The 26,037-nt window shown below is 68.0% G+C and carries 27 protein-coding genes and 1 tRNA gene; 14 read left to right on the top strand and 14 right to left on the bottom strand.

Going from position 1 to position 26,037, the window contains the following annotated elements; translation table 11 throughout:
* Both ACZ1DY_RS20805 and ACZ1DY_RS20800 read left to right on the top strand, forming a co-directional pair.
* Positions 1-888 carry a carbohydrate ABC transporter permease gene (locus ACZ1DY_RS20805; RefSeq protein ID WP_257487113.1) on the top strand — a complete coding sequence of 296 codons (888 nt, stop codon included), beginning with the start codon at positions 1-3 and terminating at the stop codon, positions 886-888.
* Positions 885-1,706 carry a carbohydrate ABC transporter permease gene (locus ACZ1DY_RS20800; RefSeq protein ID WP_465485438.1) on the top strand — a complete coding sequence of 274 codons (822 nt, stop codon included), beginning with the start codon at positions 885-887 and terminating at the stop codon, positions 1,704-1,706. The genes ACZ1DY_RS20805 and ACZ1DY_RS20800 overlap by 4 nt, the downstream gene beginning before the upstream one ends.
* A 332-nt stretch (positions 1,707-2,038) precedes the next feature.
* Here ACZ1DY_RS20800 and ACZ1DY_RS20795 read toward each other — a convergent pair whose 3' ends face one another.
* Positions 2,039-3,676 carry an ABC-F family ATP-binding cassette domain-containing protein gene (locus tag ACZ1DY_RS20795; protein WP_465485437.1) on the bottom strand — a complete coding sequence of 546 codons (1,638 nt, stop codon included), beginning with the start codon at positions 3,674-3,676 and terminating at the stop codon, positions 2,039-2,041.
* A 146-nt stretch (positions 3,677-3,822) separates the two neighbouring features.
* On the opposite strand from ACZ1DY_RS20795, the gene ACZ1DY_RS20790 reads away from it, so the two are divergent.
* Together ACZ1DY_RS20790 and ACZ1DY_RS20785 are read left to right on the top strand one after the other, a co-directional pair.
* Positions 3,823-4,713, top strand: a complete 891-nt coding sequence (locus tag ACZ1DY_RS20790; protein ID WP_126732119.1) for a PaaX family transcriptional regulator — start codon at positions 3,823-3,825, stop codon at positions 4,711-4,713.
* Positions 4,714-4,747: 34 nt separating this feature from the next.
* Entirely contained in the window at positions 4,748-5,527 is a 780-nt protein-coding gene (locus tag ACZ1DY_RS20785; RefSeq protein WP_465485436.1) for an enoyl-CoA hydratase/isomerase family protein, read from the top strand.
* Between the two features lie 4 nt (positions 5,528-5,531).
* On the opposite strand, the gene ACZ1DY_RS20780 is transcribed toward ACZ1DY_RS20785, so the two are convergent.
* Both ACZ1DY_RS20780 and ACZ1DY_RS20775 read right to left on the bottom strand, forming a co-directional pair.
* Positions 5,532-6,437 (bottom strand): CU044_5270 family protein, encoded by a 906-nt coding sequence (locus ACZ1DY_RS20780; RefSeq protein WP_465485435.1) that lies wholly within the window; start codon positions 6,435-6,437, stop codon positions 5,532-5,534.
* The gene (locus ACZ1DY_RS20775) at positions 6,430-7,032 is read right to left on the bottom strand and encodes an RNA polymerase sigma factor (RefSeq protein ID WP_465485434.1); all 603 of its coding nucleotides are present in this window, start codon (positions 7,030-7,032) and stop codon (positions 6,430-6,432) included. The genes ACZ1DY_RS20780 and ACZ1DY_RS20775 overlap by 8 nt, the downstream gene beginning before the upstream one ends.
* 219 nt (positions 7,033-7,251) lie before the next feature.
* On the opposite strand from ACZ1DY_RS20775, the gene ACZ1DY_RS20770 reads away from it, so the two are divergent.
* From ACZ1DY_RS20770 to ACZ1DY_RS20755, 4 genes are all read left to right on the top strand, one after another.
* A complete protein-coding gene (locus ACZ1DY_RS20770; RefSeq protein ID WP_465485433.1) occupies positions 7,252-9,468 on the top strand; it encodes a glycosyl hydrolase family 18 protein in 2,217 nt (738 codons plus the stop codon).
* Positions 9,469-9,541: 73 nt separating this feature from the next.
* Positions 9,542-10,567 (top strand): lactonase family protein, encoded by a 1,026-nt coding sequence (locus tag ACZ1DY_RS20765; protein ID WP_465485432.1) that lies wholly within the window; start codon positions 9,542-9,544, stop codon positions 10,565-10,567.
* A gap of 133 nt (positions 10,568-10,700) precedes the next feature.
* Positions 10,701-11,870 (top strand): alginate lyase family protein, encoded by a 1,170-nt coding sequence (locus ACZ1DY_RS20760; RefSeq protein WP_465485431.1) that lies wholly within the window; start codon positions 10,701-10,703, stop codon positions 11,868-11,870.
* Between the two features lie 139 nt (positions 11,871-12,009).
* Positions 12,010-12,083, top strand: a tRNA-Pro gene (locus ACZ1DY_RS20755).
* Between the two features lie 318 nt (positions 12,084-12,401).
* Here ACZ1DY_RS20755 and ACZ1DY_RS20750 read toward each other — a convergent pair.
* From ACZ1DY_RS20750 to ACZ1DY_RS20740, 3 genes are all read right to left on the bottom strand, one after another.
* Positions 12,402-13,076 carry a S1 family peptidase gene (locus ACZ1DY_RS20750; RefSeq protein ID WP_257487120.1) on the bottom strand — a complete coding sequence of 225 codons (675 nt, stop codon included), beginning with the start codon at positions 13,074-13,076 and terminating at the stop codon, positions 12,402-12,404.
* 115 nt (positions 13,077-13,191) lie between these two features.
* The gene (locus ACZ1DY_RS20745) at positions 13,192-14,112 is read right to left on the bottom strand and encodes a methylenetetrahydrofolate reductase (RefSeq protein WP_465485430.1); all 921 of its coding nucleotides are present in this window, start codon (positions 14,110-14,112) and stop codon (positions 13,192-13,194) included.
* Positions 14,113-14,143: 31 nt separating this feature from the next.
* The gene (locus ACZ1DY_RS20740; RefSeq protein WP_465485429.1) at positions 14,144-14,569 is read right to left on the bottom strand and encodes a VOC family protein; all 426 of its coding nucleotides are present in this window, start codon (positions 14,567-14,569) and stop codon (positions 14,144-14,146) included.
* Between the two features lie 318 nt (positions 14,570-14,887).
* Here ACZ1DY_RS20740 and ACZ1DY_RS20735 point away from each other — a divergent pair, with 318 nt between their 5' ends.
* Positions 14,888-15,364: an MFS transporter gene (locus ACZ1DY_RS20735; RefSeq protein ID WP_465485428.1), complete on the top strand. Its 477-nt coding sequence runs from the start codon at positions 14,888-14,890 to the stop codon at positions 15,362-15,364.
* A gap of 1 nt (position 15,365) precedes the next feature.
* On the opposite strand, the gene ACZ1DY_RS20730 is transcribed toward ACZ1DY_RS20735, so the two are convergent.
* Complete coding sequence (locus ACZ1DY_RS20730) at positions 15,366-15,845, bottom strand: MarR family winged helix-turn-helix transcriptional regulator (RefSeq protein ID WP_465485427.1); 480 nt, start codon at positions 15,843-15,845, stop codon at positions 15,366-15,368.
* Between the two features lie 86 nt (positions 15,846-15,931).
* Between ACZ1DY_RS20730 and ACZ1DY_RS20725 the strand changes: the two genes are divergently transcribed.
* The gene (locus ACZ1DY_RS20725) at positions 15,932-16,588 is read left to right on the top strand and encodes a DsbA family oxidoreductase (RefSeq protein ID WP_465485426.1); all 657 of its coding nucleotides are present in this window, start codon (positions 15,932-15,934) and stop codon (positions 16,586-16,588) included.
* Between the two features lie 117 nt (positions 16,589-16,705).
* Positions 16,706-17,683, top strand: a complete 978-nt coding sequence (locus ACZ1DY_RS20720) for a hypothetical protein (protein WP_257487126.1) — start codon at positions 16,706-16,708, stop codon at positions 17,681-17,683.
* A gap of 56 nt (positions 17,684-17,739) precedes the next feature.
* Here the strand turns inward: ACZ1DY_RS20720 and ACZ1DY_RS20715 are convergent, their stop codons facing one another.
* The 5 genes from ACZ1DY_RS20715 to ACZ1DY_RS20695 all read right to left on the bottom strand — a co-directional run bounded on the left by ACZ1DY_RS20715 (position 17,740) and on the right by ACZ1DY_RS20695 (position 21,529).
* Positions 17,740-18,561: a S1 family peptidase gene (locus tag ACZ1DY_RS20715; protein ID WP_465485425.1), complete on the bottom strand. Its 822-nt coding sequence runs from the start codon at positions 18,559-18,561 to the stop codon at positions 17,740-17,742.
* Between the two features lie 302 nt (positions 18,562-18,863).
* A complete protein-coding gene (locus tag ACZ1DY_RS20710; RefSeq protein WP_257487128.1) occupies positions 18,864-18,995 on the bottom strand; it encodes a hypothetical protein in 132 nt (43 codons plus the stop codon).
* A gap of 136 nt (positions 18,996-19,131) precedes the next feature.
* Positions 19,132-20,280 (bottom strand): family 43 glycosylhydrolase, encoded by a 1,149-nt coding sequence (locus ACZ1DY_RS20705; RefSeq protein ID WP_465485424.1) that lies wholly within the window; start codon positions 20,278-20,280, stop codon positions 19,132-19,134.
* A complete protein-coding gene (locus ACZ1DY_RS20700; protein WP_465485423.1) occupies positions 20,277-21,080 on the bottom strand; it encodes an endonuclease/exonuclease/phosphatase family protein in 804 nt (267 codons plus the stop codon). The genes ACZ1DY_RS20705 and ACZ1DY_RS20700 overlap by 4 nt, the downstream gene beginning before the upstream one ends.
* Positions 21,081-21,175: 95 nt before the next feature.
* On the bottom strand, positions 21,176-21,529 hold the full coding sequence (locus tag ACZ1DY_RS20695) for a VOC family protein (RefSeq protein WP_257487131.1): 354 nt from the start codon (positions 21,527-21,529) through the stop codon (positions 21,176-21,178).
* A 92-nt stretch (positions 21,530-21,621) separates the two neighbouring features.
* On the opposite strand from ACZ1DY_RS20695, the gene ACZ1DY_RS20690 reads away from it, so the two are divergent.
* Genes ACZ1DY_RS20690 through ACZ1DY_RS20680 form a run of 3 tightly spaced genes read left to right on the top strand, consistent with a single transcriptional unit; the run spans position 21,622 to position 23,295 of the window.
* Complete coding sequence (locus ACZ1DY_RS20690; protein ID WP_465485422.1) at positions 21,622-22,008, top strand: hypothetical protein; 387 nt, start codon at positions 21,622-21,624, stop codon at positions 22,006-22,008.
* A gap of 55 nt (positions 22,009-22,063) precedes the next feature.
* The gene (locus tag ACZ1DY_RS20685) at positions 22,064-22,732 is read left to right on the top strand and encodes a DsbA family protein (RefSeq protein ID WP_465485421.1); all 669 of its coding nucleotides are present in this window, start codon (positions 22,064-22,066) and stop codon (positions 22,730-22,732) included.
* Positions 22,729-23,295, top strand: coding sequence for a vitamin K epoxide reductase family protein (locus tag ACZ1DY_RS20680; protein WP_465485420.1), 567 nt, complete (start codon positions 22,729-22,731; stop codon positions 23,293-23,295). The genes ACZ1DY_RS20685 and ACZ1DY_RS20680 overlap by 4 nt, the downstream gene beginning before the upstream one ends.
* Here ACZ1DY_RS20680 and ACZ1DY_RS20675 read toward each other — a convergent pair.
* A complete protein-coding gene (locus ACZ1DY_RS20675) occupies positions 23,274-24,506 on the bottom strand; it encodes an MFS transporter (protein ID WP_465485419.1) in 1,233 nt (410 codons plus the stop codon). The two genes, ACZ1DY_RS20680 and ACZ1DY_RS20675, sit on opposite strands and share 22 nt — an antisense overlap.
* Positions 24,503-25,552 (bottom strand): PLP-dependent cysteine synthase family protein, encoded by a 1,050-nt coding sequence (locus ACZ1DY_RS20670; RefSeq protein ID WP_465485418.1) that lies wholly within the window; start codon positions 25,550-25,552, stop codon positions 24,503-24,505. The genes ACZ1DY_RS20675 and ACZ1DY_RS20670 overlap by 4 nt, the downstream gene beginning before the upstream one ends.
* Positions 25,553-26,037 lie beyond the last annotated feature (485 nt).

The raw sequence follows: 26,037 nt of genomic DNA, 5'->3' as shown, positions 1-26,037 counted from the left end.
ATGGGGAGGAAACCGATCCTGCCGCGCGTCTGGCATTTCGCCTCGTTCGGCGCGCCCGGCGTCGTCATCTACCTCTGCTTCGTCATGGCGCCGATCCTCATCAGCTTCGGCTACAGCCTGACGAACCACAATCCGTTCAACCCGCCCGCGGAATTCGTCGGGCTCGAGAACTACCGGCTGCTGTTCCAGGACGAACAGTTCCTGACCGCGCTCCGGGTCACCACGATCCTGACCGTGATCGTCGTGATCGTGCCGAACGTGCTCGGGCTCGGCGTCGCGTTGCTGCTCGACCGGAAAGGCTGGCTGTACAACGCTCTGCGGAGCGTGTTCTTCACGCCCGTGATCCTCAGCTCGGTCGTGGTCAGCATCATCTGGACGAAACTGCTCGACGACCGGGGCCCGGTCAACGACGCGCTCCGCGCCCTCGGCGTCGAGCATCCGCCGGGCTGGCTTTCGGATCCGGATCTCGCGCTGTACTCGGTCGCGTCGATCGTGTGCTGGCAGATGCTGGGGTTCTGTGTGGTCGTGTATCTCGCGGGCCTGCAGGGTGTCCCGGCCGAATTGCTGGAGGCCGCGGAGATCGACGGCGCCGGACCGGTGCGCCGGTTCCGCGCGGTGACGTGGCCGCTGCTCGCGCCGTCGTTGACGATCAACACCGTCGTGCTGCTGATCTCGGCGTTCAAGACCTACGACCACGTCAAGGTGGTCACCAACGGCGGGCCGGGTTCGGGGACGACGGCCACCATCGCGTTCGGTGTCCTCGCCACCGGACTCGACGCGAACCACGTCGGCTACGCGTCCGCGATGGCCGTGGTGATGCTGGTGATCGTGGCGGTGCTGACCACGATCGTGCTGCGGTTCCTGCGGCGGCGGGAGGTGGACCTGTGACCGCGAAGTGGCTTCGGCCTGCCGCGGCGATCCTGGCGAGCGCGCTCTTCGCCGTGCCGCTGTACTACGTGCTCGTCAACGTCTTCAAACCCGGCGATCGGATCGCCCAGGAGCCGGCGTCGGTCCCGCTGCCACCGACGCTGTCCAACATCCACGCCGTACTCACGCGGCCCGACGGTCTGTTCTGGGTGAGCCTGGCGAACAGCGTGCTCGTCACGCTGCTGTCGATCATCGTGCTCACCGTGCTCTCGGCCATGCTCGGGCATTACCTCGCGCGTTCCGGCCGGCGATGGACCAAGGTGCTCGCGCTGATCCTGTTGGCGGGCTTGATGATCCCGCCCCAGGTGATCCTGATCCCGGTCACCGAGGTGCTGCGGCTGACCGGGTTGATGGCGACGGTCCAGGGTCTGGTGCTGTTCAACGTCGGCTACTACGTGCCGTTCGGTGTCTTCGTGTTCACCGGGTTCATCCGCGGGGTCCCGGTGGAACTCGAGGAGGCCGCGTTGCTCGACGGCGCGAGCCGGACGCAGGTGTTCTGGCGGATCGTGTTCCCGTTGCTGCGCCCGGCCACGGCGAGTGTGCTGATCTTCCTGGGGGTGTGGATCTGGAACGACTTCATCGATCCGCTGATCATCCTCGGGCCCAGCCAGGGCACGACGGTCACCACCGGGATCTACCGCTCGATCGGGCAGTACCAGGCGGATCTCGGCAGCGTGTTCGCGCTGATGTTCCTGGCGACACTTCCGGTGCTGATCTTCTACCTGGCGCTGCAGAAGCAGTTCGTGAAGGGCCTGACCGGCGGCGCCACCAAGGGCTGACCCGCATTCAGTCGGCTGAATGCTCTGCGGTGCGAGTTCACTCGGCGCCCCGGTGCCCATGTCGCGAAAGCCACTTTCGGGACATCAGACGTCGCGAAAGTGGCTTTCGCGACAGCCCGACGTCGGCGCGGCCGGCAGCACCCGCCGCGCATTCAGAGGACTAGGCCGTGTCCTGTAAGTCTGTTCGATGGGCTTCGTGATCCAGGTGGTTCCTGACGGTGCGGGCGGGTCGGCCTCGTACCGGGTCGTACTCGGCCGAGCCCGCCCGTGCCGTCAGGGAGCGCCTGGGCGCGGAGACCGCGAACATGACTTGCAGGACACGGCCTAACCGCTCAGAGCTCCGTCACCTTGCCATCGGCGACTTCCAGCCGCCGTGTCGTCGCCACCGCGTCCAGCATCCGGCGGTCGTGCGTCACCAGCAGCAGCGTCCCCGGATACTCCGCGAGCGCCGACTCCAGCTGCTCGATCGCGGGCAGGTCGAGGTGGTTCGTCGGCTCGTCGAGCACGAGCAGATTCACCCCGCGCGCCTGCAGCAGCGCCAGCGCGGACCGCGTCCGCTCCCCCGGCGACAACGTGGCCGCGGACCGGAGGACGTGCGCGGCCTTGAGCCCGTACTTCGCCAGTAGCGTCCGCACATCGGCGTCGGCCAGTTCCGGGACTTCGCGCGAGAAGGCCTCGAACAGGGGCAGGTCGCCGAGGAACAGCTTCCGCGCCTGGTCGACCTCACCGACCACGACACCGGAACCGAGTGACGCGGCGCCTTCGTCGACCGGGACGCGTCCGAGCAGCGCGGCGAGCAGCGTCGACTTCCCGGCGCCGTTGGCCCCGGTGATCGCGACCTTGTCCGCCCAGTCGATCTGCAGATCCACCGGGCCGAGGGTGAACTCGCCCCGTCGCACCACCGCGCCGCGCAGCGTCGCCACGACCGCGCCCGCCCTGGGCGCGGCGGCGATCTCCATCCGCAGCTCCCATTCCTTGCGCGGTTCCTCGACGACTTCGAGCCGCTCGATCATGCGGTCGGTCTGCCGGGCCTTCGACGCCTGCTTCTCCGTCGCCTCGCTCCGGAACTTGCGGCCGACCTTGTCGTTGTCGGTGGCCTTGCGCCGGGCGTTCTTGACGCCCTTCTCCATCCACGAACGCTGCATCGCACCACGGGCTTCGAGCGAAGCCTTGGTGTTCGCGAACTCCTCGTACTCCTCACGGGCGTGCCGCCGCGCGACGGCACGTTCCTCCAGGTACGACTCGTAGCCGCCGCCGTAGGTCCGCACCTGCTGCTGCGCGTAGTCGAGTTCGACGACGCGATCCACGGTGCGGGCGAGGAATTCCCGGTCGTGGCTGACCAGCACGGTCCCGGCGCGCAGCCCGGTCACGAACCGTTCGAGCCGTTCGAGCCCGTCGAGGTCGAGGTCGTTGGTCGGCTCGTCGAGCAGGAAGATGTCATACCGGCTCAGCAGGAGCGACGCCATGCCCGCGCGGGCCGCCTGCCCGCCCGACAACGACAGCATCGGCTGGTCGAGGTTCACGGTGAGCCCGAGATCCGCGACGACTTCGCCCGCCCGGTCGTCCAGGTCGGCCCCGCCGAGCGCGAGCCAGCGGTCGAGCGCGAGACCGTACGCGTCGTCCGCGCCGGGTTCGCCCGCGGTGAGCGCTTCGGTTGCGGCGTCGAGCGCGGCCTGTGCGGCGGTGACGCCGGTGCGCCGCGAGAGGAACGCGCGGACGGACTCACCCTCACGGCGTTCCGGCTCCTGCGGGAGGTGACCGACGGTGGCCGTCGGCGGGTTCAGCCGGACACTGCCCTCTTCCGGCGGGACGAGGCCGCCGAGGGTCTTCAGCAGGGTCGACTTGCCCGCGCCGTTGACCCCGACGAGACCGATCACTTCGCCGGGCGCGACGACCAGGTCGAGACCGGAGAACAGCACGCGGTCGCCGTGGCCGGCGGCGAGATTCTTGGCAACGAGTGTGGCGCTCATGAGATCGGTAAGTCTACGGGGGCCGATTGAACACCTCGTGGTCCCTCGGAAGAGTGGCAAGTATCCAAGCGATCACGGAACGTGGGTAACCTGGTTGTTCTTCTGGACCCGAACGAACCCCCGAGCATTGAGGTCGGTGACAGCAAATGGCGGACTCCGCCACCCCGGTCCCCGTCGTCCACCAGCAGAAAGGCGGTACCCGTAGGCCGACGTTGAGCAGGCGGCGGGAAGTCGGTCATGCCAGCGCGAGGTCGCTGCTGATGACGATCCTCGGCGAGTACGTCCTGCCCCGTGACCAAGCGATCTGGACCTCGACGCTGGTCGAGGCGCTGCGCGTGCTCGACATCGAGGAGAAGTCCGCTCGGCAGGCACTGGCCCGTTCCTCCGCCGAGGGCTGGGTCGTCTCCGAACGCGTCGGACGAAGAGTGCGCTGGTCGCTCACTCCACCAGGCAGGCGCCTCCTGACCGAAGGCGCGGAACGGATCTACGCCTTCGGCAACGAGGAGAAGACCTGGGACGATCGCTGGCTGATGCTGATCGTGTCGGTCCCCGAAGCGAAACGGGATCTCCGGCACCGGCTGCGCACCCGCCTGACGTGGGCAGGCTTCGGTTCGCCGGTGGCGGGCGTCTGGGTCAGCCCGGATCTCAGCCGCCAGCGGGAGGCCCAGCAGATCGTGCAGGAACTCGGCCTCGACGCGCAGGCGATGTCGTTCACCGCCGCCTACGGTGACGTCGGCGATCAGGAGACGATGGTCGCGCGCTCCTGGGACCTGAGTGAGCTCAAGGACCGCTACGAGGACTTCATCGACCGCTTCACCGGTTTGCGTCCTTCCGGCGAACGCGGCGTCCTGCGCGCGCAGACCGAACTCGTCCACGAATGGCGCAGCTTTCCCTTCCTCGATCCGCGGCTTCCGCTAAAACTCCTCCCCGACGGTTGGAGCGGCGTGCGCGCGGCGGACCTGTTCCACCGCAAGCACGTGGAATGGCGACCAGAAGCACAGGCGCAATGGGACGAACTCGTGGCGACGTCGGGCTAGGGTCACGGAAAACGACCCATCGGAGGGAACCGCCTTGGCCGCCTCGATCCGCCTCGACCGTGAAGACGACCTCGCCGTCCTGACCATCGCCTCGCCGCCGCTGAACCTCTACACGGCGGAACTGCAGGCCGAACTGGGCGAGGCGATCGGCGAACTGGAGACCACGCCGCCGCGCGCGGCGCTGATCCGCGCCGAGGGGAAGATCGTCAGCGGCGGCGTGGACGTCTCCCTCTTCGACGCCCAGTCGAGCGCGGCCGAGGCGAAGGTGCTCTTCGACGAGATGCTGGCGATCCCCGACCGGATCGCCGCACTCCCGTTCCCCACCGTGTTCGCCGCCCACGGGCTGTGCCTGACGTGGGCGTTCGAGGTCGCGGTCGCCTGCGATCTCATCCTCGCGAGCGAGAAGGCCAAGTTCGGCCTGGTCGAACGGGTCGTCGGCCTGACCCCGACCATGGGCGGCACGCAGCGCCTCGCCGCCCGCGCGGGTGTCGGCCGCGCCAAGGAGTTCGTGATGACGGGCGCGACCTACGACGCCGCGACCCTCGAACGCTGGAACGTGGTCAACCGGGTGCTCCCGGTGGACGGTTTCGACGAGGCCGCGCGTGCCTTCGCGGCCGACCTCGCCCAGGGGCCGACGAAGGCGCACGCGGCCACCAAGAAGGTCCTCGAACACTACGAGCACGGCGGCGTCGCCGAGGCGAACGAACACATCACGACGATCGCCGCCGGACTCTTCGACACCGAGGACCTGCGCGGCGCGGTGAAGTCGTTCCTCGCCGACGGTCCCGGCAAGGCGACGTTCACCGGCCGCTGAGCCGTCAGGGCCGCTGACCGACCGCGTCCACCACACCGGACGCGGTCACCGCGGTCGAATTCGTGCCCAGGAACTGGAACGTGTCCGCGGTGAAGACGATCACGATCGGCTCCGCGTCCGGACCGTCGGTGGGCTTCAACGGCCACGTGATCCCGACTCCGGGCCTTCCCGCGGCGTCGTGGGCGGGCTCCATGACCCGGAGCCGGGGCACCTTCGCCGCGGCTTCGAACAGGGCGGCGCGAGTCGCGGGCGAAAGGTAGTACCCACTCGCCAGCTCCTGGATGTCCTTGCCCATCGCGTTGTAGTCGCCGTCCTCACCGGAGTGGTGGGCGTTGAGGTAGGCGAACATCGCGTCGGCGCCGGTGGGGAGGTCGCGGCGATCGCGGACGGTCGGCTCGCACGGCTCCGTGCGTCCCTTCAGCGGCTCGCCGCCCTTGTACACCTGCGCTTTCCCGTCCCGGCAGCCCGGGAGCGGCAGGAGCGATCCGTCCGCCATCTTGATCACGCCGTCCCGGGTGCCGTCGGCCGAGAACCATGATTCCCGCTCACCCTCGGGATCCTTGGTCTTCGTATAGAGGAATTGGTCGGGCCTCGGCGGTGTGGCCGGAGACTTCAGCGCGGCCGCGGCGGCGTTCCGGAGCACCGTCACGGGATCCGCGGCGGCCGCGGGAGGCTGGAGACCGACCTGCTCGACCGGTGCCAGCGCGACGAAGGCGGTGATGGCCGCGGCGAGCCCGAGCGTCCCCGCCCCGGCCCACGCCCAGCGTCGCCGTTTCCTCAGCGGCGCGACGTTTTCCCGTCCCGCCTCGGCGATCTCGGCCATCAATCTCGCGCGGGCCTTGGCGAGCGCTCCGGATTCCGCGAGCGGGACCGAGCCGGTCCGCTCGGCGATCGACTGCAGCTCATCCATGGGTGGAGATCTCCTTCGAAGTCGTGGTGTCCGGGCGCCCCAGCGCCTCTCGGACCTTCCGGCGAGCGCGATTGAGCCGCGAGCGGACGGTGCCGAGCGGAATGCCCAGCGCCGAAGCCACCTCCTCGTAGCTCAGGCCTTCTCCGGCGAACAACGTGAGCGCGTCCCGGTCGCCGTCGGCGAGTTCCGCCAGCGCGGAGTCCAGCAGTTTCCCCATCGCCTCGGCGGTCACCTGCTCCGCGACGCGCTCGGCATGCCCTTCCTCGTGAGACGGCGGGCCGAGGGCTTCCCGCAGCTTCAGCTCCTTGGCCTCCTCACGACGCCGCTGCGCCACGAGGTTGGTGGCGATCCCGTAGAGCCAGGGCCGGGCGTCGCGGCGCTCGGTGTCGTACCCCGCGCGTTTGCGGAAGGCCACCAGGAACGCCTCCCCCAGCGCGTCCTCCGCGGCGGCGGGGCCGATGCGCCTGACCAGGTAACGGTGGATATGCGCGGCATGCCGGTCGAAGATCGCGGAGAACCACTCCGGCCCGGTCACCGATCTCGCGATCAACTCCGCGTCGTCGAGATCGTCCGGATCCGCCCTAGGTGAGCTCATGAACCGCCCTTCGTCGTTCGCCGGTGTCACCCGTTGTCCGCATCCGGGGCCTATCGGGTTCACGACCGACGAATCGGTCTAGACCTTTTATGCGCTCCGCGCTACATTCAAGTGTGGTCTAGACCACGCGCGCCATTTTCGAGCAGGTCAGTCTCGCCGCCTCTTTTGGAGAGAACCGCCATGAGACGCACCAGAAGAAGACTACTCAGCGCACTCACCGTGACACTCCTCGCCGCCGGGCTCCTGGTAGCCGCGGGCACTCCGGCGCTGGCGGCGGGCCGCCTCCGCGCCGCCTTCACCTTGACCGGGACCACCGGCGAATACACCGTCACGAACCCCAGCAGCGAAACCGTCGCCGACTGGTCCATCACCTTCACCGTCCCCGCCGGCGTGACCGCCACCAGCGGCTCCAACGGCACGGTTTCCCAGACGGGCAACCAGGTCACCCTCACCCCGGCGTACTACATCAAGTCCCTCGCGCCGGGCCGTTCGACCTATCCCTACAGCCCGTCGTTCCGGCTCAGCTCCGCGGTCAACCCGACCACCTGCCGGATCGACGACGCCAACTGCGACGGTTCCGGCGACGCCCCGCCGTCGACCCCGGCCAACCTGCGACTCGTGGCGAAGACGACCACGACCGCCGCGCTGGCCTGGAACGCCGCCGCGCCGGGTTCCCTGCCCGTCGTCGGCTACGACGTCTACCAGGGCACCGCGCTGGCGGCCTCGGTCACCGGCACCGAAGCGCGGATCACCGGGCTGACGCCGAACACGGCGTACAGCTTCACCGTCGTCGCCAAGGACCGGAAGGACGCCAAGTCCCCGCCCACCCCGGCACTCGCGGTGACCACCAACAACCCGAGCGACGACACCCAGGCGCCGACCGCGCCGTCGAATCTCCGCTCGACCGCGGTCACCTCGGGCTCGATCTCCCTGGCGTGGAACGCGTCCACGGACAACACCGGCGTCGTCTCCTACGACGTCTACCGCGGGACGACCCTCGCCACCACGGTGACCGGGACCACCGCGACGGTGACCGGGCTCTCACCGTCCACTTCGTACTCTTTCACGGTCAAAGCCCGGGACGGGTACGACAACGTCTCCGCGGCGAGCGCCGCCGTCAGCGCTCGCACCGGCGACATCGTGAACGGATACGCCCGGGTCGGGTACTTCGTCCAGTGGGGCATCTACGGCCGCCAGTTCTTCGTCAAGAACCTGGTGACCAACGGATCCGCCGCCAAGCTGACCCATCTGCTGTACGCCTTCGGGAACATCGACCCGGTCAACCACACCTGCCTTTCGGGCGTCACCAAGGGCACGACGCCGAACCCGCAGGATCCGAACCAGGGTGACGGCGCGGGCGACGCGGAAGCCGACTACTCGCGGCCGATGTCGGCGGCACAGTCGGTCGACGGGGTCGGCGACACCGGCTGGGAGACGCTGCGCGGCAACTTCAACCAGCTGAAGAAGCTCAAGGCCAAGTACCCCAACCTGAAGATCCTCATCTCCTTGGGCGGCTGGACCTACTCGAAGTACTTCTCCGATGTCGCGGCCACGCCCGCGTCACGGCAGAAGTTCGTCGCGTCGTGCATCGACACGTACCTCAAGGGGAACGTGAAGCCGTACGGCGGCGCCGGCGGGCCGGGTACGGCCGCGGGCATCTTCGACGGTATCGACATCGACTGGGAGTGGCCGGGCAGCCCCGACGGGCATCCCGGGAACCACTGGAGCGCCAACGACAAGACGAACCTGACCGCGCTGCTGGCCGAGTTCCGCACGCAGATGGACGCCTACGGGGCGACCACCGGCAAACGGTACGAACTGCAGGCCTTCACCCCCGCCGACCCGGCGAAGGTGAAGGGCGGCTGGGAGATCCCGAAGATCTTCGACTACCTCGACGTCGCGAACGTGCAGGGTTACGACTTCCACGGCTCCGGCAGCGACAACTCGTGGGAGCCGAACCGCACCGGCCACCAGGGGAACCTCTACGCCGACGCGGACGATCCGTACAACTTCAAGTTCAGCGTCGAATCGGCGATCAACGCCTACACCGAGGCCGGGGCCAATCCACGGAAGCTCACCCTCGGGCTCGCCTTCTACGGGAGAGGCTGGCAAGGGGTCGCCGACGGCGGCAAGAAGGGCGAATGGCAGAGCGCGACGGGAGCCGCGCCAGGCCAGTTCGCCGAGGAAGCAGGTACCCGTGGCTACGCGAATCTCTTGGCCAGTGTCCCCAACTGCGCCGTCCAGCACGACACCGCGGCCGTGGCCACGTCGTGCTACACCGGCAACGGAGGGCAATGGTGGACCTTCGACGACGCCTGGTCCATCCAGCAGAAGGTCGCCTGGCTCAAGACCAGAGGACTGCTCGGGGTCATGGCCTGGGAGATGTCCGGTGACACCGGAGCCCTCATGACCACAGTGGACAACTCGTTGAAGTGACGGCCGCCCTCGCGCGTGGCGAGCCACGCGCGAGGGCTTCACCTCCACCTCGGCTTGCTGCACAGTGTGTTCCGTGACTTCTGCGAACGACGACCGGACTCTGCTCATCGCCGGCTCCTACACGGCGGTGAGCGGCGGCAAGGGCGAGGGCATCGGCACGTTCTGGCGCGACGCGCGGACCGGGGAGCTGACCCCGGCGGGTTCCCTCGCGCTGGACTCGCCGAGCTGGCTGACGCCGCATCCCGCGCTCCCCGTGCTCTACGCCGTGAACGAGACGGCCGAAGGCGCGATCACCGCGGTGGCCGTCGCCGAAGACGGCACGCTGTCGGCGCTGAACTCGCTGCCGACCGGCGGCGCGGATCCGTGCCACCTGGCGGTCACTCCCGACGGCCGGTACCTGTTGTGCGCCAACTACAGCGGCGGCAGCCTGGCCGCCTTCGCGCTCGGCCCCGACGGAGTGCCCACCGTGCGGACCGCGCTGGTCGAGCACGAAGGCAGCGGCCCGAACACCGAACGACAGGAGTCGGCGCACGTCCACATGGCCGTCGTCGACGAGAGCGGGACGCTGGTCAGCGCGGTCGACCTGGGCACGGACGAGATCCGTAGCTACCGCCTCGGCGAGGAGGGCGAGCTGATCCCCGTGTCGGTGTCGGCGCTGCCCGCCGGGACCGGCCCTCGGCAACTGGTCCGGCGTCCCGGCACGAACCACGCGTACGTCGTCGGCGAGCTGGCCGCCTCGCTGGTGACAGTGCGCGAACAGCCGCCGGGCACGTTCGCCGTCGAGAACTCCGTTCCCGCGACCCGCGAACCCGGTGGCCCGAACCTCCCGGCGCAGCTGGTCCTGCACGAAGACCGGCTGTTCCTGTCGAACCGGGGTCCCGAGAGGATCACGGAATTCACGTTCGACGGCGTGCTCCCGCAGGCCGTCGACGACCATCCGACCGGCGCATGGCCACGGCACTTCTCAATCGCCGGAGAGCATTGTTATGTCGCGTCGCAGAACACCGACGAGATCCAGGCCTACGAACGCGCGACCTGGCGCCTGGCCGGCAGTTATCCGATCGGAAGCCCGGCCTTCATCGGCCTTTGGCCGCACTGATCCGTTCAGCCCGCTGAACGGGCGGGCTTCTTTCTTTTCGAGGTGAACTAAGACTCTTGACGCAACTGGTTCAGACCATGACACTGAATCGCGCGCCGCCGGTGACCTGGTTCACACCCACTCGAGGAGTCCCATGTCCCTACCGAGGAAACTGCTCACCCTGACCACGCTCGTCCCGTTGGCACTAGGCCTTTTCAGTGCCCCCGCGCAGGCCGCGCCCGCCGCCTTCACCCATCCCGGCGTGCTGGTCAGCCGCCCGCAACTGGACTTCGTCCGCACCAAGGTGCAGGCCGGCGCGCAACCGTGGAAACAGGCGTACGACGCGATGATGTCGAGTTCGTACGCCTCGCTGTCCCGGTCACCGAAACCCCGCGCCGTCGTCGAATGCGGTTCCTATTCGAATCCGAACATCGGCTGTACCGATGAGCGGCAAGACGCGATCGCCGCGTATTCGCTTTCCCTGGCCTGGTACATCACGCGCGACGCGAAATACGCGACCAAGGCGATCGAGATCATGGACGCCTGGTCCGCGGTGCTGAAGGATCACACGAACAGCAACGCTCCCCTGCAGTCGGCGTGGTCGGCCTCCTCGTGGCCGCGCGCGGCGGAGATCATCAAGCACACCTACCCGAGCTGGCCGAATTCCGGCCGCTTCGGCACCATGCTCCGGAACGTGTACCTGCCCGAGGTGATCAACGGCAGTCACAGCAACGGCAACTGGGAACTCAGCATGACCGAGGCCGCGCTCGGCATCGCCGTCTTCCTCGACGACAAGGCGACCTACGACAAGGCCGTCGCGAAGTTCCGCACCCGCGTCCCCGCCTACCTCTACCTGACCAGCGACGGCGCGCTCCCGAAGACCGCGCCCGGCAGCGGCCTGAACACCCGCGACAAGATCGTCAAGTACTGGCAAGGCCAGACGACGTTCGTCAACGGCCTCTCCCAGGAGACCTGCCGGGACTTCACCCACACCGGCTACGGCCTCGCCGCCATCGCGAACTTCGCCGAGACCACCCGCATCCAGGGCCAGGACCTCTATCCCGAGATCGCCGACCGGCTCCGCGAAGGCCTCGGCTTCCACGCGAAGTACCAGATGGGCGCCGCCGTCCCGTCGTGGCTGTGCGGCGGCAGCCTGAAACTCGGCCTCGGCCCGATCACCGAGGTCGGCTACAACCACCTTCACACCCGCCTCGGGCACACCATGAGCAACACCGAGGCCCTCACCCTGCGCCAGCGCCCGGCGGGCACCAACAACCTGTTCGTCGCCTGGCAGACCCTCACCCACGCCGGCAACCCCCAGTGACCCCGTGGGGGCCGCCCGAATGCGGCAGGGCGGCCCTCACGGACCGTTTTCCCAGCTCAGACACACAGTGACCCCTGGTTGCAAGCCCCCGTCCGGGACCCGCTAAAGTACTCACATCGCACTCCACGGAGCGCGGGTCCGGGCTGTGGCGCAGTTTGGTAGCGCACTTGACTGGGGGTCAAGGGGTCGCAGGTTCGAATCCTGTCAGCCCGACCGGAAGACGAAAGGCCCGTGAGCAGCACAACCGCCGCTCACGGGCCTTCTTCATGAACAGGGGCTGGTCTACGCCGGGCACAGACGGATTTCATTCCGGCAGCCCCGAAATCGGAGGGCTCGTAGCCTTGTCTCGTAGGCACCTGTTCCGCGGGACTGCCGACCTCGGCACATCAAGTGCCTCTTCGCCGACTCACCATGAGGCGAGCCGCCGACGGACGTGAGCCCGTGAGTTTCTGTTCACGGCGCGGAAGCCAAGTCGCGATCGAACTCCCCGAAAGGGATGATGTCGCGCCCGGCGCCTTGGGTTCCTCCCTCTCAGGCGAGAGTGGCGCCGTACGCGGCGAGCACGGACCGGAGCGGCTGGAAGAAGCTGACCTGACTGTTCCCGCCGGACAGCACTCCGTAGCCGACGCCGCCATAGAACAACGGACCGCCGCTATCACCGCTCTCGATGGGGATGTCGGTCGCGATCGTCCCGACGACCTGCTTGTCCTTGCCGTAGTTCACGGTCTGATTGAGGCCTAGGACCTTCCCGCACGTCTTCTTCGTCGTCATGCCGCTCTTGCACACGGTTTGCCCCACCTGCGGGATGCCCGCGCGAAGGATCCGCTGGGTGCTGCCATCGTAAAGATCCACCTGGCTGGGCCCGGAGCCGGAGAGGTCCCGGATACGGCCGTAATCGGTCACCGGGAAGTGACTGTCCACATGGGGGCCGATGCCTTCCCAGTCGAGCCCGTGTGTGGTGCAGTGCCCGGCGGTGAGGATGTATCGGACGCCCTCGACGAGGATCGCGAACCCCGCTGAACAATAGTACGGTTCACGACCGGGTCCCGGCGAGACGCTGTACATCGCATCACCGCCGTTCACCGCGGATCGCTGGACCGCACCGGCCGCGGACGGTGCCGCGGAAGCGACCGGGCAAGCCAGCAAGATGGCCGCGGCCACCGAAATCAGCACCCCGGCCTGCTTACGGCGTGAGCAGCCGAACATGGTCACGTCCTTCCGCCCTCGGGAGAATGGCGATGTGTGACCAGTCCAGTGCCGCGCGGCCCGCGGCACAACCGGAGTCAGCCTGACGAGTGATCCGGAGCCGTCGGCGCCGAGATCAGCCCTTGATCTCCGTCCGAAGTCGCTCGGCAAGTCGCACGGACGCCTCGATCTCTTCCCGCCTGATCGACACGCTTTCGACGTTGATGCCGAACGGAACGCCCAGGCCGCGGCAGTAGGTCATCAGTTCGGTTGCCGCCGCGACGGCGAACCGATACGACGCTTCGAGGGTGTCGGACGCGTGCCTGAGGTCGTTCTCGATCCATCGCGGTACGTCGACGCCCAGCCACCGCAGAAAGTCGAGTGTCTTCAACGATCCGCAGACCGAGAAGGTGAAGACGACCGGAACGGGTGCTCGTCCGCGCGCGACGCATTCGTAGTGGTAGTCGGAGACGAGGTTCTTCGCCGCGTGGACGTCGTAAACCACCTGAGTCACGAAGAACCGGCAACCGGCATCCTGCTTTGCCAGCAGTCTCAGATGCTCGTCGTCCCGGTGGCTGTGACGTTCTGGAATCGCGACGCCGCCGAGCGACAGACCGGGGTTGGCGTCACGCCACAGCGCTTGAGCATCTCCGAGTGATGTCCTGGCGTCGGCCTTGCTGGACGCAGCGCCGACCAGAACGGTCATCACGCGTGCCGGGTCTTGGGCCGCCAGCCATGACCGCAGCTCCGACGGCGCGTACTTTCCGGCCGCTCGGTAGACGATGACCGGGGTCTGCCAGCTCGAGAAGTTGTTCGCGAGATAGTTCGCGGGGTCGAGGGTCGGCGAGAACGGGAACGGGCGCCGCGCCGGATTCCGAGCGACTTCGTCATCGATGTCGTAGAGGATCAGGCCGTCGAGGTTCAACGGGCGCAAGCGAGCCATCGTGGCCTCGGCGATCTCTTGAACTCGTTCGTGAGCGGTGGCCAGGCGCGGTGGTGTCAGTGCGAACAGCAAGAACTCGCCGGCGGCCCGGTCGATACGGCGCACAAGATCCATGCAAGGACCGTAGCCGAAGCACAAAGCCCGTCTACAGGTCGAATTCTCCCGGCGCGAGGCTGCGCGTCAGGCAGAACTCGTTTCCTTCCGGGTCGGCCAGCACCACCCACGACCGGCCTTCTCCTTGCCCCACATCCGCCTTGGTCGCGCCGAGCGCGAGCAAGCGCTCCAGTTCGGTCTGCTGGTCACTGTCGATCGGACAGATCTCGAAGTGCAGCCGGTTCTTGGCGATGGTCTTGGCCTCGGGAACACGGACGAAAACCATACTCGGCACGGCGGGCCCGCCACGCAACGCGGCCAACCGCTGTTCGTCCGGCACCTCCGGATCGGGCCCGATCTCGACCGCGGCACCGTTCTTGTCCGCATAGACGACGTAATCCAGAACGCCGCACCAGAAATCCGCCAGTTTCCGTGGATCCACGCTGTCGATGGTCATCCATTCGAACCGACTCGCCATATGCCACACCTTTCCCTTCCGGTATCCCGGATTCACCCTATTCCGACCCCGGCCCGCGCGGCTCCGCCACCGACCAGGGCGGAGGGATCGCCCGCCATGGCTGAAGTCCACGCCAGTCCTTGTCCACAAAGGATATTTACCGCCCACGGTCGAACGACCCCGCCTCCGCTCATGACGGCCCACCCGCGCAATGACGAGGTTCACCGTGCGACACCTTCGACCTGGGGCCAGCGGAACCGCCTTATGTTCAGAAGACGGATCCGAACCGGTCTCGGCAGTCGCCGGGAAGAGATGCCCTTGTCCCGAGGTGGAGGTTCCGTGGCGCTCGAAAATGCCGGGCGGGGCGGTCGTTCGCGACAGCTCGCGCTCGTCGTCCTGTGTCCGGCATCGCTGATGGTGGTGCTCGACGGCACGATCGTGGTGGTGGCCCTGCCGTCCATCCAGTCCGATCTCGGCTTCGCCACGCCCGATCTGGCCTGGGTTGTGAACGCCTATCTCGTACCCATCGGCGGTCTGCTCCTGTTCTCGGGCAGGCTGGGTGGTCTCGTCGGCAGGCGACGCGTTTTCCTCATCGGGTTGTGCGTCTTCACCGTCGCCGCGTCCCGGACGACTTCACTGGCCGACGCCGGTCAGGGGCAGAAGGAAGCTGCGGCGGCCGGCTTCCAGCTCGCCTATCTGGGCAGTACCGCCTTCGTCGTCCTGGCCGTTCTCACCGCGCTCGTGCTGGTGCCGAAGCGCCTCGACACGCCGGACAGGCAACCACAACCCGAACTCGGGCACTGGACGTCCCCGTAGCTCAGCCGTCGTTTTCCGCCGCATCGGCGGCCAGCAGGTTGTGCGCGACCACCGTGCGCAGCATCTCGCGGAACCGCTCCTGCTCCGCCGAACCGAGCGGGGCCAGCACCGCCGCTTCCGCCGCCTGGATCGCGGCGCGGGTCTCCTCCAGCCGGACACGGCCGGCCTCGGTGCCACGGATCAGCTTGTTCCGCCGGTCGGCCGGATCGACCTCGCGTTCCACCAGCCCGGCCGCCACCAGGTCGTCGATCAGGTACACCATCACGGTGCGGTCGATGTCCAGCTGCCTGCCCAGTTGCGCCTGGTTCCTGGCGCTCTCGTGCACCGCGCCGCACAGCGCCTGAAAGCCCCGCAACCCGTGCGGGATACCGGAAACCGCGCGCTCCAGCACGGATCCGTGGGCACGGCACACCTGCGCGAGCAGCCAGCCGAGGTTGTCCTCCAACCCCATCGGGAGCGCACCCGTCGTCGAACCTGTCACCCGGCCACCCTAGCGCCTCGCCGGGATCGTCAGATAATCTCAAGACAAGACAATCTTTTCAGCAGATTGATTCCGGGAGGCCCAGCGTGCGCGTCGAAGTGTGGTCCGATGTCGGCTGTCCTTGGTGCTATCTGGGCAAACGCCGTCTGGACAAAGCGATCGGCCGGTTCGAGCACGGCGATGAGGTCGAGGTCGTGTGGCGCAGTTTCCAGCTCGCCCCGCACTACCCCCCAGGCGCCGCCAAACCGCTCTACGAAGCCCTCATGGAGCAGACCGGCGGTTCGCTTTCGGACGTGCGGTCCATGGTCGGCAGGGTCGTCGCCCCCGCGGCGGCCGAGGGCCTGAAGTACGACTTCGACAGCGCCTTCATGTGCAACACCTTCGACGCCCACCGTGTCGCCCAGTTCGCCGGACAGCGTGGACTCGGCGGCCGCGCCCACGAGCGACTGCTCCGCGCCCTGCTCGTCGAGGGTGACGTACTCGACGACACCGAGACCCTGGTCCGCCTCGCCACCGAGATCGGTCTGCCCGCCGAAGAGACCCGCCGGGTACTGGCCGGTGACGACTACGCGGAGGCGGTGCGGGAGGACGCCCGCGAGGCACGGCGACTGGGTGCCGAGGGCGTACCGTTCTTCGTCTTCGACCGGGCATTGGGCGTCTCGGGCGCGGAATCGGTCGACGTCTTCGTCAGCGTTCTCCGCCAGGCGCGCGAGCGGTCGATATCCGGGCTCTCGTCGCAATAGAGCCGGCAATGACGACGGAACATCCCTTCCCTGGTGCGGATTCGTTGCAGCGGAACCGCGAGCGCGTCCGGTGAGTCCCAGTTGAGAACTGGACGCACAACCACTACAAGGGGATGCATGAAGACCCTACTCAAGAAGGCGACGATCACTGCCGCGGCGAGCATGGTGATGCTCGGCCTCACCACGGTGGGCACCGCCTCCGCCGAGGCGGCGGCCATCACCTGCGACTCGAAGTCCAGCGGCAAGGACGGCCCCTTCTACCATGGGGAATCGGCCTCCTACGCCTACGACAAGCGGTTCAGCAAGAGTCACCCCGTCCCTGCCCTGGCGACCAACATCCCCCAGGGCACGGCGACCTGGTCGAACTGGGACGGGTCCAACGACCTGATCCTGGTCACCTCGTACGAGTCCGGCCACCGCAGCGCGATCATCATCGGGATCGACGCCAAGACCGGCAAGCAGGTCGGCCAAGCGCTGCTCGCGTACTCGCACGTCGGCGGGATCGCCGTCTTCGAGAAGCAGGGCTGGGCCTTCGTGTCGGGCAAGGGCGACACGGTCCGCAAGTACTCGCTGGCGAAGCTGAAGAACGCGATCAAGAAGTCGCTGCCCATCGAGCAGGAGGGCAAGGCGCAGACCGTCTACGCCTCGTCCTTCCTGACCAGCCACGGCCCGAGCAACACGCTGTGGGCGGGCAAGTTCGAAGACTCCAAGCGCGGCTTGATGCACTCGTACACCGTCGGCTCCGACGGCAAGCTGAGCTACCGGCCGGGCTCGTGGGAGGTGCCGACGAAGACGCAGGGCCTCATCGTCACCAAGGACCTGTTCATCTACAGCACTTCGCACGGCCGGAACAACCGCAGCAACATCTACGTGGTCCGGCGCGGCGCCGGCGACAAGGACCTGGACACGGCCAAGAAGCACTGCTTCCGCGCGCCGAGCATGTCCGAGGGGCTGACGGTGTACGGCAGCAACGTCTACCTGGCATACGAGTCCGGCGCGCACTACTACAGCAAGGCCGCCGACAAGCCGAGGAACATCATCTCGAACCTGCACAAGGCGTCACTGTCCTCTTTGGAGGCACTGGCGCCTCGGTGAGGCACCGGCAAGCGGGCGAGGACGAGTCCTCGCCCGCTTGCCGGAGCGCAGGAGCGTCAGCGGTGCCCGTGGATGGTGCGCTGGATCCAGCCGTCGTAGGCGGGAACGCTGGTGTAGAGACCGGGTCCGTTGGCGCAGGGCACGTCGTCGTCACCAGGACCGGAGGTGACGCCGATCAGTTCCCACCGGCCCCACTTCCCGCGCTGGACCTGCGGGCCGCCGGAGTCCCCCATGCACGCCATCGCACCGGGCTTGCGGCTGATCGTGCAGAGCCGGGTCGAGTCCGCGTAACCGGGCGAGCATTCCGACACCGCTCCCCGGCGCGTGTCGAGCTGCTGGAGTCGTTCGGGGAACACCACTTTGGTGATATCGGCGGTGTCGACCGTGGTGCCGAAGCCCATCAGGCGGGTCGGCGTGCCGGGGCGGCCGGGGCGGTCGGCGATGCGGATGGGTCGCTCGGAAACCGGGCGGTCCAGGCGTACCAACGCGATGTCGTTCTTGTTCGGCGCGCCCGGCTGGTAGCCGGGGTGGCGAACCCAGTGGTCGATCTTGCGGACGGTGCCGCCGGTCGACCGCCGGTCGCTGCCGATCCGCACGGTCCCCTCCGGCCTCGCCGGGTTGTTGTCCGGGTCGACACAGTGCGCCGCGGTTACCACCCACTGCGGGTGGACCAGCACGGCCCCGCAGACGCCCTTCGCATTGTTCATCTCGGGCACGATCTCCGGGATCGAGGCCATGAATTCATAGCGCTCGGTGGAGTTCTCCCCGTTCACCACGGCACCGGCGCTGCCGGGCACCGCGAGCGCGCAGGCAGCACCTGCCAGTGCGACCGCGGCGGCACGAACCAGGTTGCGGCGCAAGGAAGCCACTCTCGACATACATTTCCTTCGTTCGGGTACTTCGGATCGATGGGATCCAGCATCCCGGCCCGCCTCGTCCCGGACCATCGGGGCAGCTTGCTGATTCGTCGTCACGGCTGCTCTACGCCCTGAGGTAGGGCTTGCCCTACCTCAGGCGCAAAGGCACGCCCGCGAACGCGGGATCCGCGGGCGTTCACGCATGTCGAAGAGCGAACTGGTCAAGGCGCTCGAGAAAGCCACTCGCCGGGAGACCGCTCGTGCCCGGCGAAGCCACTAGCAGGCCGACTCATGCGGCCATCACCGCCCGAGCCGGCAGTCCGTCACTCCCTGCCGAGGACGATCGTCGGCTCGAGTTCGATCGCCATGTCGTCCAGGGCATCGGCCTCGCCGCGTGGTTCGGGCACGGTCACCCGTTCGGTTGACGACTGGGGTTCTTCGATCGCGTAGGTCATGGTCCTCAACTCCGTTCGGGTCACGGCCGGCCGGTGGAAGCCGGCAGGAGGCGATTACCCGCTGCTCCGGAGATCAATCCTCGGGTGGCGTTCGGGACGGGTCTCCGCGGCGACTCGGCCGCGGAGACCCCCTCGGTCACCAGCTCACGCTGAACTCGGCCGTCGCCCCGCTCCCCGTTTTCGTCAGTTTCCCGATCCGGCTCCGCCGTTCCGGAGACGGATCCTCATGCGGAAGCAAGCTCGCGTCGGTGATGTAGTTCCACGAAGCCCACCACGAACCATCAGGCGCTTGGAACGCGTTGAACGCGCCGGGTCCCCGCTTGTTGCCCGGCAGGTTCTTCTTGCGGTACTTGTCCGGCAGGCCCGGCCGGAACCGCGGCTCACCGTCCGGGTCCGGCTGGTAGGAGAAGTACGCGCGCTGCTCGGCCATCGGGGTGCACCGGTTGTCGGTCAACCCGGTGCCGCAGTAGGCGACGCCGGTCGAGTAGCGGTTCGCGTACCAGTTGTTCCCCGAGTAGAAGAGGTACCAGTCGCCGTCGATGCGGACGGCGTTGGGATTCTCGATCGTGAGGACGTCGTCGGACGGGCTGTTGTGGTGCGTCCACTCGAGATTCGTGTTGTCGATGAGCTTCTTCGCGTCGGCTTCGGCTATCCGCCGCACGTGACGTGGCCGGTCGAACTCCAGTTTCGCCGCCCCCAGGGCGGTGACGCGGTCCTGTGTCCACGCGCCGTTGCGCAGGGTCAGCCAAACCTCGCCCTGTCCCCTGCTCACGTCGGCGTCGATCGCCCACCCGCGATCCGGGCAGAACAGCGGATCGGCGTTGGCGACGAAACCTCCCGTGGCCCGTAGCGAGGTGGCGTAGCCGATGCAGTGCTTCGCCTGACCGGCTGGCTCGGGGCCGGGAAGCGCCGCGCTGTAGAAGACGTAGTAGACGACGCGGCCGTCCTCCTGGTGTGCGAACAGGGCAGGTGTCCACAGTGGGGAGTCCGGCCTGGCCCAATAGCCCGCGGGGAACGTGACGCCGTCCCAGGCGTCGCCGTCGACGGCGCCTCGGCGCTGGAACGATCCGCCGCTGAACTCGACCTTCGTGTACGGCAGCTTCTTGCCGGGGACGCTCGCCCCGACCGCGACGTAGGTGTTCGTCTCCGGCACCCGCATCAGATCCGCCGCCGGGAACCGGAAGTCCAGCGACTCGTCGCGCGGTCCGGTCTCGGCCGTCGCGGCCGGGACGGCCGTCAGCAGGCTGACACCGCATACGAAGGCGATCAGGGCGCGCCTCATCATCGGGTCACCGTCACCCGGGCGCGCACCGGACGGTGGTCGCTTCCGTAGCCGCCGAGGGCGTCGACCTCGGACCCTGTCGAGTCCTTCTTCGCCCACACGTGGTCGATGGACCTGGTTCCGTGGCTCGGAGCGCTGTAGGAGCCTGCCACACGCCGCAGCCCCGTCATCAGATCCGAACCCGGCTCGGCGTTGAAGTCTCCCATGACGATCGGTTCGGCCGCGCGGGACGAGAACCAGTCCGCGGTGTTGCGGACCTGCAGGTTGTGCAGTTCGCGGTTGAGGTCGAAGCGCTGCGCGGACGGGGTGAGGTGCACGACGCCCACGACCCACTCGAAGCCCGCGCCGCCCACCCGCACCCAGTTGACGTACTTCGGCGGCACCCAGGAACCGCAGTCACCTGGTTCGGCGGGGCCGGTACCGGGAGTGGACGGGTCCACTTTGGCCGCGGGTGAGATCTCGCCGGCACCGTGGCCGGTGATGGTCATGTTGCCGCGTACCAGGATGGCGTTGTGCTTGACCGCGCGCCGGTCCGACTCGTAGATGGCGACGTACCCCGTCGCGGCCGCGGCTTCCTTCACCACGGCCTCGCGGTCGGCGACCTCCTGCAGTCCGATGACGGCGGGGGGTTCGGTCTCGATGAGACGGACGAGGTCGGCCTTGAGGCCGCCCGCGTCGCCAACGTTGTAGGTGACGACCTTGATCGTGCGTTCGGTCGCCGCCTCGGCGGCGGGCACCGTGACGAGCGTGGCGAACGGCACCAGCAGCGCCAGCGCGAGGGTCTTGCGTCTCGAATGCTTCATGGGATTCCCTCCAGTGTCGATGACGGAGGGAATCGGACCATCGGCGGCCCGCCGCGGGCAACGCTCCGCGCGATCCCGTCATTTCCCGGAAAGAACTACTCCGGCGAAGGGTTCTCCCAGACGAAGGTGACCTTGTTACCCGCCGGATCCACGATCTCCGTCAGCTTCACGAAGCCGAAGTCCTGGATCGGGCCGCATTCCACCCCCCGCTCCGCGAGGTCGCCGACGGTCTCGTCGATGTCCTCGACGACGAGGACCACCGTGCTCTTACCCGCGGTTTCCGGATCGTGCGCCACCTGGAGCCCGGCGTTGCCGGTGATCCGCCATTCCGCGACGCCCTCCATCGGTTCGGTGTCCGGTCGCCGCCCGATCCACTGCTCGTACCAGGCGACGGCGGCGGCGTGGTCAGTGACCGGCAGGACCGCGTAGACATCCTTGAAACTCGGCAAGGGTCGTCCTTCCACTCGGGATCGCCGCCCACTGTATGCCGGTTCGTCCGAGTTCGCCCTGGCTTTACAAGGTCACCTTTACCCTGCACCGCGTGACCGGCAGACGGACTATGAGGATGACCGCGCGGCTTTTCGCCGTGCTGGCCGCGCTCACCGCCGTCGCTCTCCTGCAGGGTGCTCTGTGCAGCGACGGAGCGGCGGCGGCCGGCTCGCCCTGCGCTCCCCTGTTCGCCGCCGAAGCCGCGCACACCACATTCCCGGCCGGCGAATGCGAGCCGGCCCTGCTGAGCCCGGCGAACCAGCCCCTTCCGGACAACCATCTCGACGACGTCGCGGTCATCGGCCTGGCATTGCTGGCCGCGCTCGTCCTGCTCGTCCGCCATCATCGCCCGGGTGGGACCGGGATACCGCCGTCCTCCCCGGCAAGGCGTTCGACGGCCACACCACCGCTCGTCCAGCTCTGCGTTTCGCGTACCTGATCCGGCACGCCCATGCCGCTTTCAGATGCCGGAACCGAGCCAAGGACACAACAGAATGACCAAGAACACCAAGGTTTCCCTGACGGTCGTGGCCGTCGTCGTCGCGGTCGTGGCCGCGTTGCTCGTCGTCACCAATCTGGGTGAGGACGCCCCGGCGGCGCAGGTGGACGCACCCCCCGTGGTGCCCGCGTCGATCCTCGTCCGGCCGGACAGCCATCGGCTCTCCGATCCGGCGGGCAGCAAGGTGACCGTCGTGGAGTTCCTCGACCTCGAATGCGAAGCGTGCGGTGCCGCGTTTCCCGGCGTCGAGCGCCTCCGCGCCGAGTACGGCGACCGGGTCACCTTCGTGATGCGCTACTTCCCCATCCCGAGCCATCAGAACGCCGAGCTCGCCGCGCGGGCCGTCGAGGCGGCGGGTAAGCAGGGCAAACTCGAACCGATGTACCGCCTGATGTTCGAAAAGCAGCCGGAGTGGGGCGACCAGCAGGTCTCCCACCGCGAAACCTTCCTCCGGTTCGCCCGCGAACTGAGCCTCGACCTGCAGGCCTTCGAAACCGCGCTCGACGATCCGGTCACGCTCGGCCGGGTGCTCGCCGACCGCACCGACGGCGCGAACATCGGCGTCGAGGGCACCCCGACGTTCTTCGTCAACGGCGTCAAGTTCACGGGGTCACCGTCCTATCAGGGTCTCAAGGCCGTCATCGACCGGGAGCTCGCGAAATGACGCCGTTCGCCGTCCGGGTGACGCCGTGGGTACTGGTGGTCGGCGGCACGATCGGGCTGCTGGCTTCGTTCGTGCTCACGGTCGAGAAGATCGCGCTGCTCAAGGACTTCTCCTACATCCCCACCTGCAGTGTCAACCCGGTGCTCAGCTGCGGGTCGATCATGAAGACGCCGCAGGCCGAGCTGTTCGGGTTCCCCAATCCGCTGCTGGGGATCGCCGGGTTCAGCGTGGTCGTCACCACGGGAGCCGCCCTGCTCGGCGGAGCACGGCTCCCTCGCTGGTATTGGCTGGGCCTTCAGATCGGCTCGGCGCTCGGTGTCGTTTTCGTGCACTGGCTGATGTTGCAGAGCCTGTACGTCATCGGCGCGCTGTGCCCGTACTGCATGGTCGTCTGGGCGGTCACCATCGCCGTCTTCTGGTACACGACCCTGCACAACCTCCACAAAGGACCGGAGGTGAAGGCGGTGATCCGGTACCACAGCGTGGTTCTCGTGGTCTGGTACGCCGCCATCACCGTCGCGGTCCTGCAGGCGTTCTGGAGTTACTGGACGACGCTCGTCTGAAGACGGCTCCGGTCGAGAGCACGTAATCCCCAGGCACAGACAACGCCGATCACCGTCAGCGCCAGCCACGGGATCTCCGGGACGCCCGCCCGGCGCGCGAGGTCGAAGACGCTGCCGGTGAAGAGGTTGCCGAGGAGGATGCCCACGCCGACGATCGTGTTGTAGAAGCCGTAGTGCGTGGCGACCAGCCGGTCGCCCGAAAGCCGCACGACGGTGTCCATTTCGAACGGGAAGACGACGACCGTGCCGACGGCCAGCAACGCGGCGGACAGCAGCAGTCCGGCGCCGGCCGCGGCCGGTCCCGCCCGGGCGACCGCCAGCGGCGCGACGAAGGCCACGGCCATGAACACCAGCCCCGCGGCGAGGCACGTGCCGGGCGGCCACCGGTCCTTGAACCAGGCCGTGATCTTGAGCTGCCCGGCGATCGCGAGACCGCCCGAGATCACGAACAGCCCCGCGATGAGCACGGTCGCCGACGTCTCCGAGCCGGTGATCCGGCGTGCCTCCATCGGAAGGGCAAGGTAGGTCTGGAAGGACAGCACGTACGAGCCGATCATGACCAGTGCGAAGAGCAGAAAGGACCGGTTTGCCGCGACGATCCGCCAGTCCGACCAGATCGACGACGTGCCCTGTTCGCTTTCGTGCGCGGGCAGCGCGCGTACCTGCACCACGGTCAGGACGCCGAAGACCGCGGCGGCGACCAGGCAGGTCAGCCGGAAGTCGACGGCCGTCAGCGCCAGCCCGACCACGGGCCCGGCGAGGATCCCGCCCTGGTAGAACACGTTGAACACGGAGAAGGCCTCCAGCCGCCGCTCTCCCGCGTCCGCCGCCAGGTACGCGCGGACCGCCGGGTTGAACAGCGCCCCGGCGAAACCGGTGGCCGCGGACGCGACGATCAGCGACGGCAACGACGACGTCACGCTCAACAGCGCGAATCCCGCGGTCCGCAGCACACATCCGGCGACGATGAGCGGTTTGTAGCCGAACCGGTCGGCCAGCGTGCCACCGACGAGGAACATGCCCTGCTGCGAGAAGTTGCGGATCCCCAGCACCAGGCCGACCGCCCAGCCCGCCAGCCCCAGCGGCCCCGCCAGGTAGCCGGCGAGATAAGGCATCAGCATGTAGAAGCCGACGTTGATGGTGAACTGGTTGACCATCAACACCTTGCTGGGCCGGTCGAAGGAGCGGAACCGCTCGGCGAACGCGGTCACAGCGCCGGGTCCACGACCGTGCGGCACCGGGTCCAGCGTTCCACCACGCGTTCGCCGGGATGCGCGATGAGATCCGGTTCGCGTGCCGGGACGACGTCGAGGAGGCCGTGTCCCGCGCAGTACTCGTCGTTGTAGACGGTGTCGAAGTAACGCTGGGGACCGTCCGGGAAGATCGCCGCGATCCGGACGTCCGGATCGTGCGTGCGGGCCAGCCAGGCGGCCACGAGGGCGACCGCGCCGACACTCCAGCCGCCGGTCGCGTACTGGGCGGCGGCGAGACGGCGGCAGGTCCACACCGCCTCGGCGGGGGCGACCCAGTGGACCTCCTCGAACGCGGCGTAGTCGACGTTGCGCGGATGGATGCTCGACCCGAGCCCGCGCATCAGCCGCGAGGTGGCGGGCTGCCCGAAGATCGTCGATCCGACGGTGTCCACGCCCACCAGGCGCAGGTGTGGGAAGTACCGCCGCAGCGCGCGGAACGTCCCGGCCGAATGCCCGCCGGTGCCGACCGAGCACACCAGCACGTCGATCCGGCCCAGTTGCGCGGCCAGCTCGTCGGCCAAGGTCGCGTACGCGGCGACGTTATCCGGGTTGTGGTACTGGTCGGGGCACCAGGAGCCGGGCTGCTCCGCCAGGACCCGCTGCACCCTGTCCCGGCGCGCCTGCTGCCAGCCGCCCACCGGATGCGGCTCGGTGACGAGGTCGACGCGGGTGCCGTGCGCGGTGAGCATCCGCCGGACGATGGGCTCCATCCCGGGGTCGGTGACCAGGGTGACCGGATGACCGTGGACGATCCCGGCCAGCGCGAGCCCGAGCCCGAGCGTCCCGCTGGTCGACTCGACGATCATCGCGCCGTCGGCCAGTTCACCGCGGGCCTTGGCCGCTCCCACCATGTGCAAGGCGGGACGGTCCTTCATGCCGCCGGGGTTGAAACCCTCCAGCTTGGCCCAGAAACCCTTACCGGAGCCGGTGAGTCGTTCGTCGATCCAGAGCACGGGCGTGTTGCCGACGGCAAGCGCCGTGTGCCGGGGCAGGACAGCGTTCATCGAGGATTCGTCTTTCTGTGCTGTGTGGACAGGACGGGACGGCGCGAGGCCGGTCACGTCCGCGAAACGCACAGCTCGACGAGTATCCGGGGCCCGCTCCGGATGACCGGGAACAGCCGGGTGTTCTCGTGCATCACTGGCGAAAAGCCGGGTTCCGAATGAGGCGGGACAGCTGGGACGGGCGGCGATTCCTCGCTTCGGACCGCGACGGCGGCGAGCGGACGGGCGTGTACGTGGCCCTCCCGCGGCGGGCACGACGAATCGTGAGAGGCCGACGCCACGGCGAGGGCATCGCCGTGGCCGTCGTCCAGGCAGCCGACAGCTCCGGAACCCGCCACGACCAGCAACACCAAGGCCACGACGAGTCGACGAAGAGTAGCCAGGAAGACACTCACGGTTCTCACCGTAGCAAAGACTCCCATGATCCGTAGTACTAGCCGTCTTAGTAGGACTTCACCGGGCGCTCACAACCGGCCCCGTACTAC

The organism is Amycolatopsis sp. PSD-21, from assembly GCF_055561455.1.
Note: the sequence above shows the minus strand (reverse complement) of the source record. Positions and strands in the feature narration are given on the sequence as shown.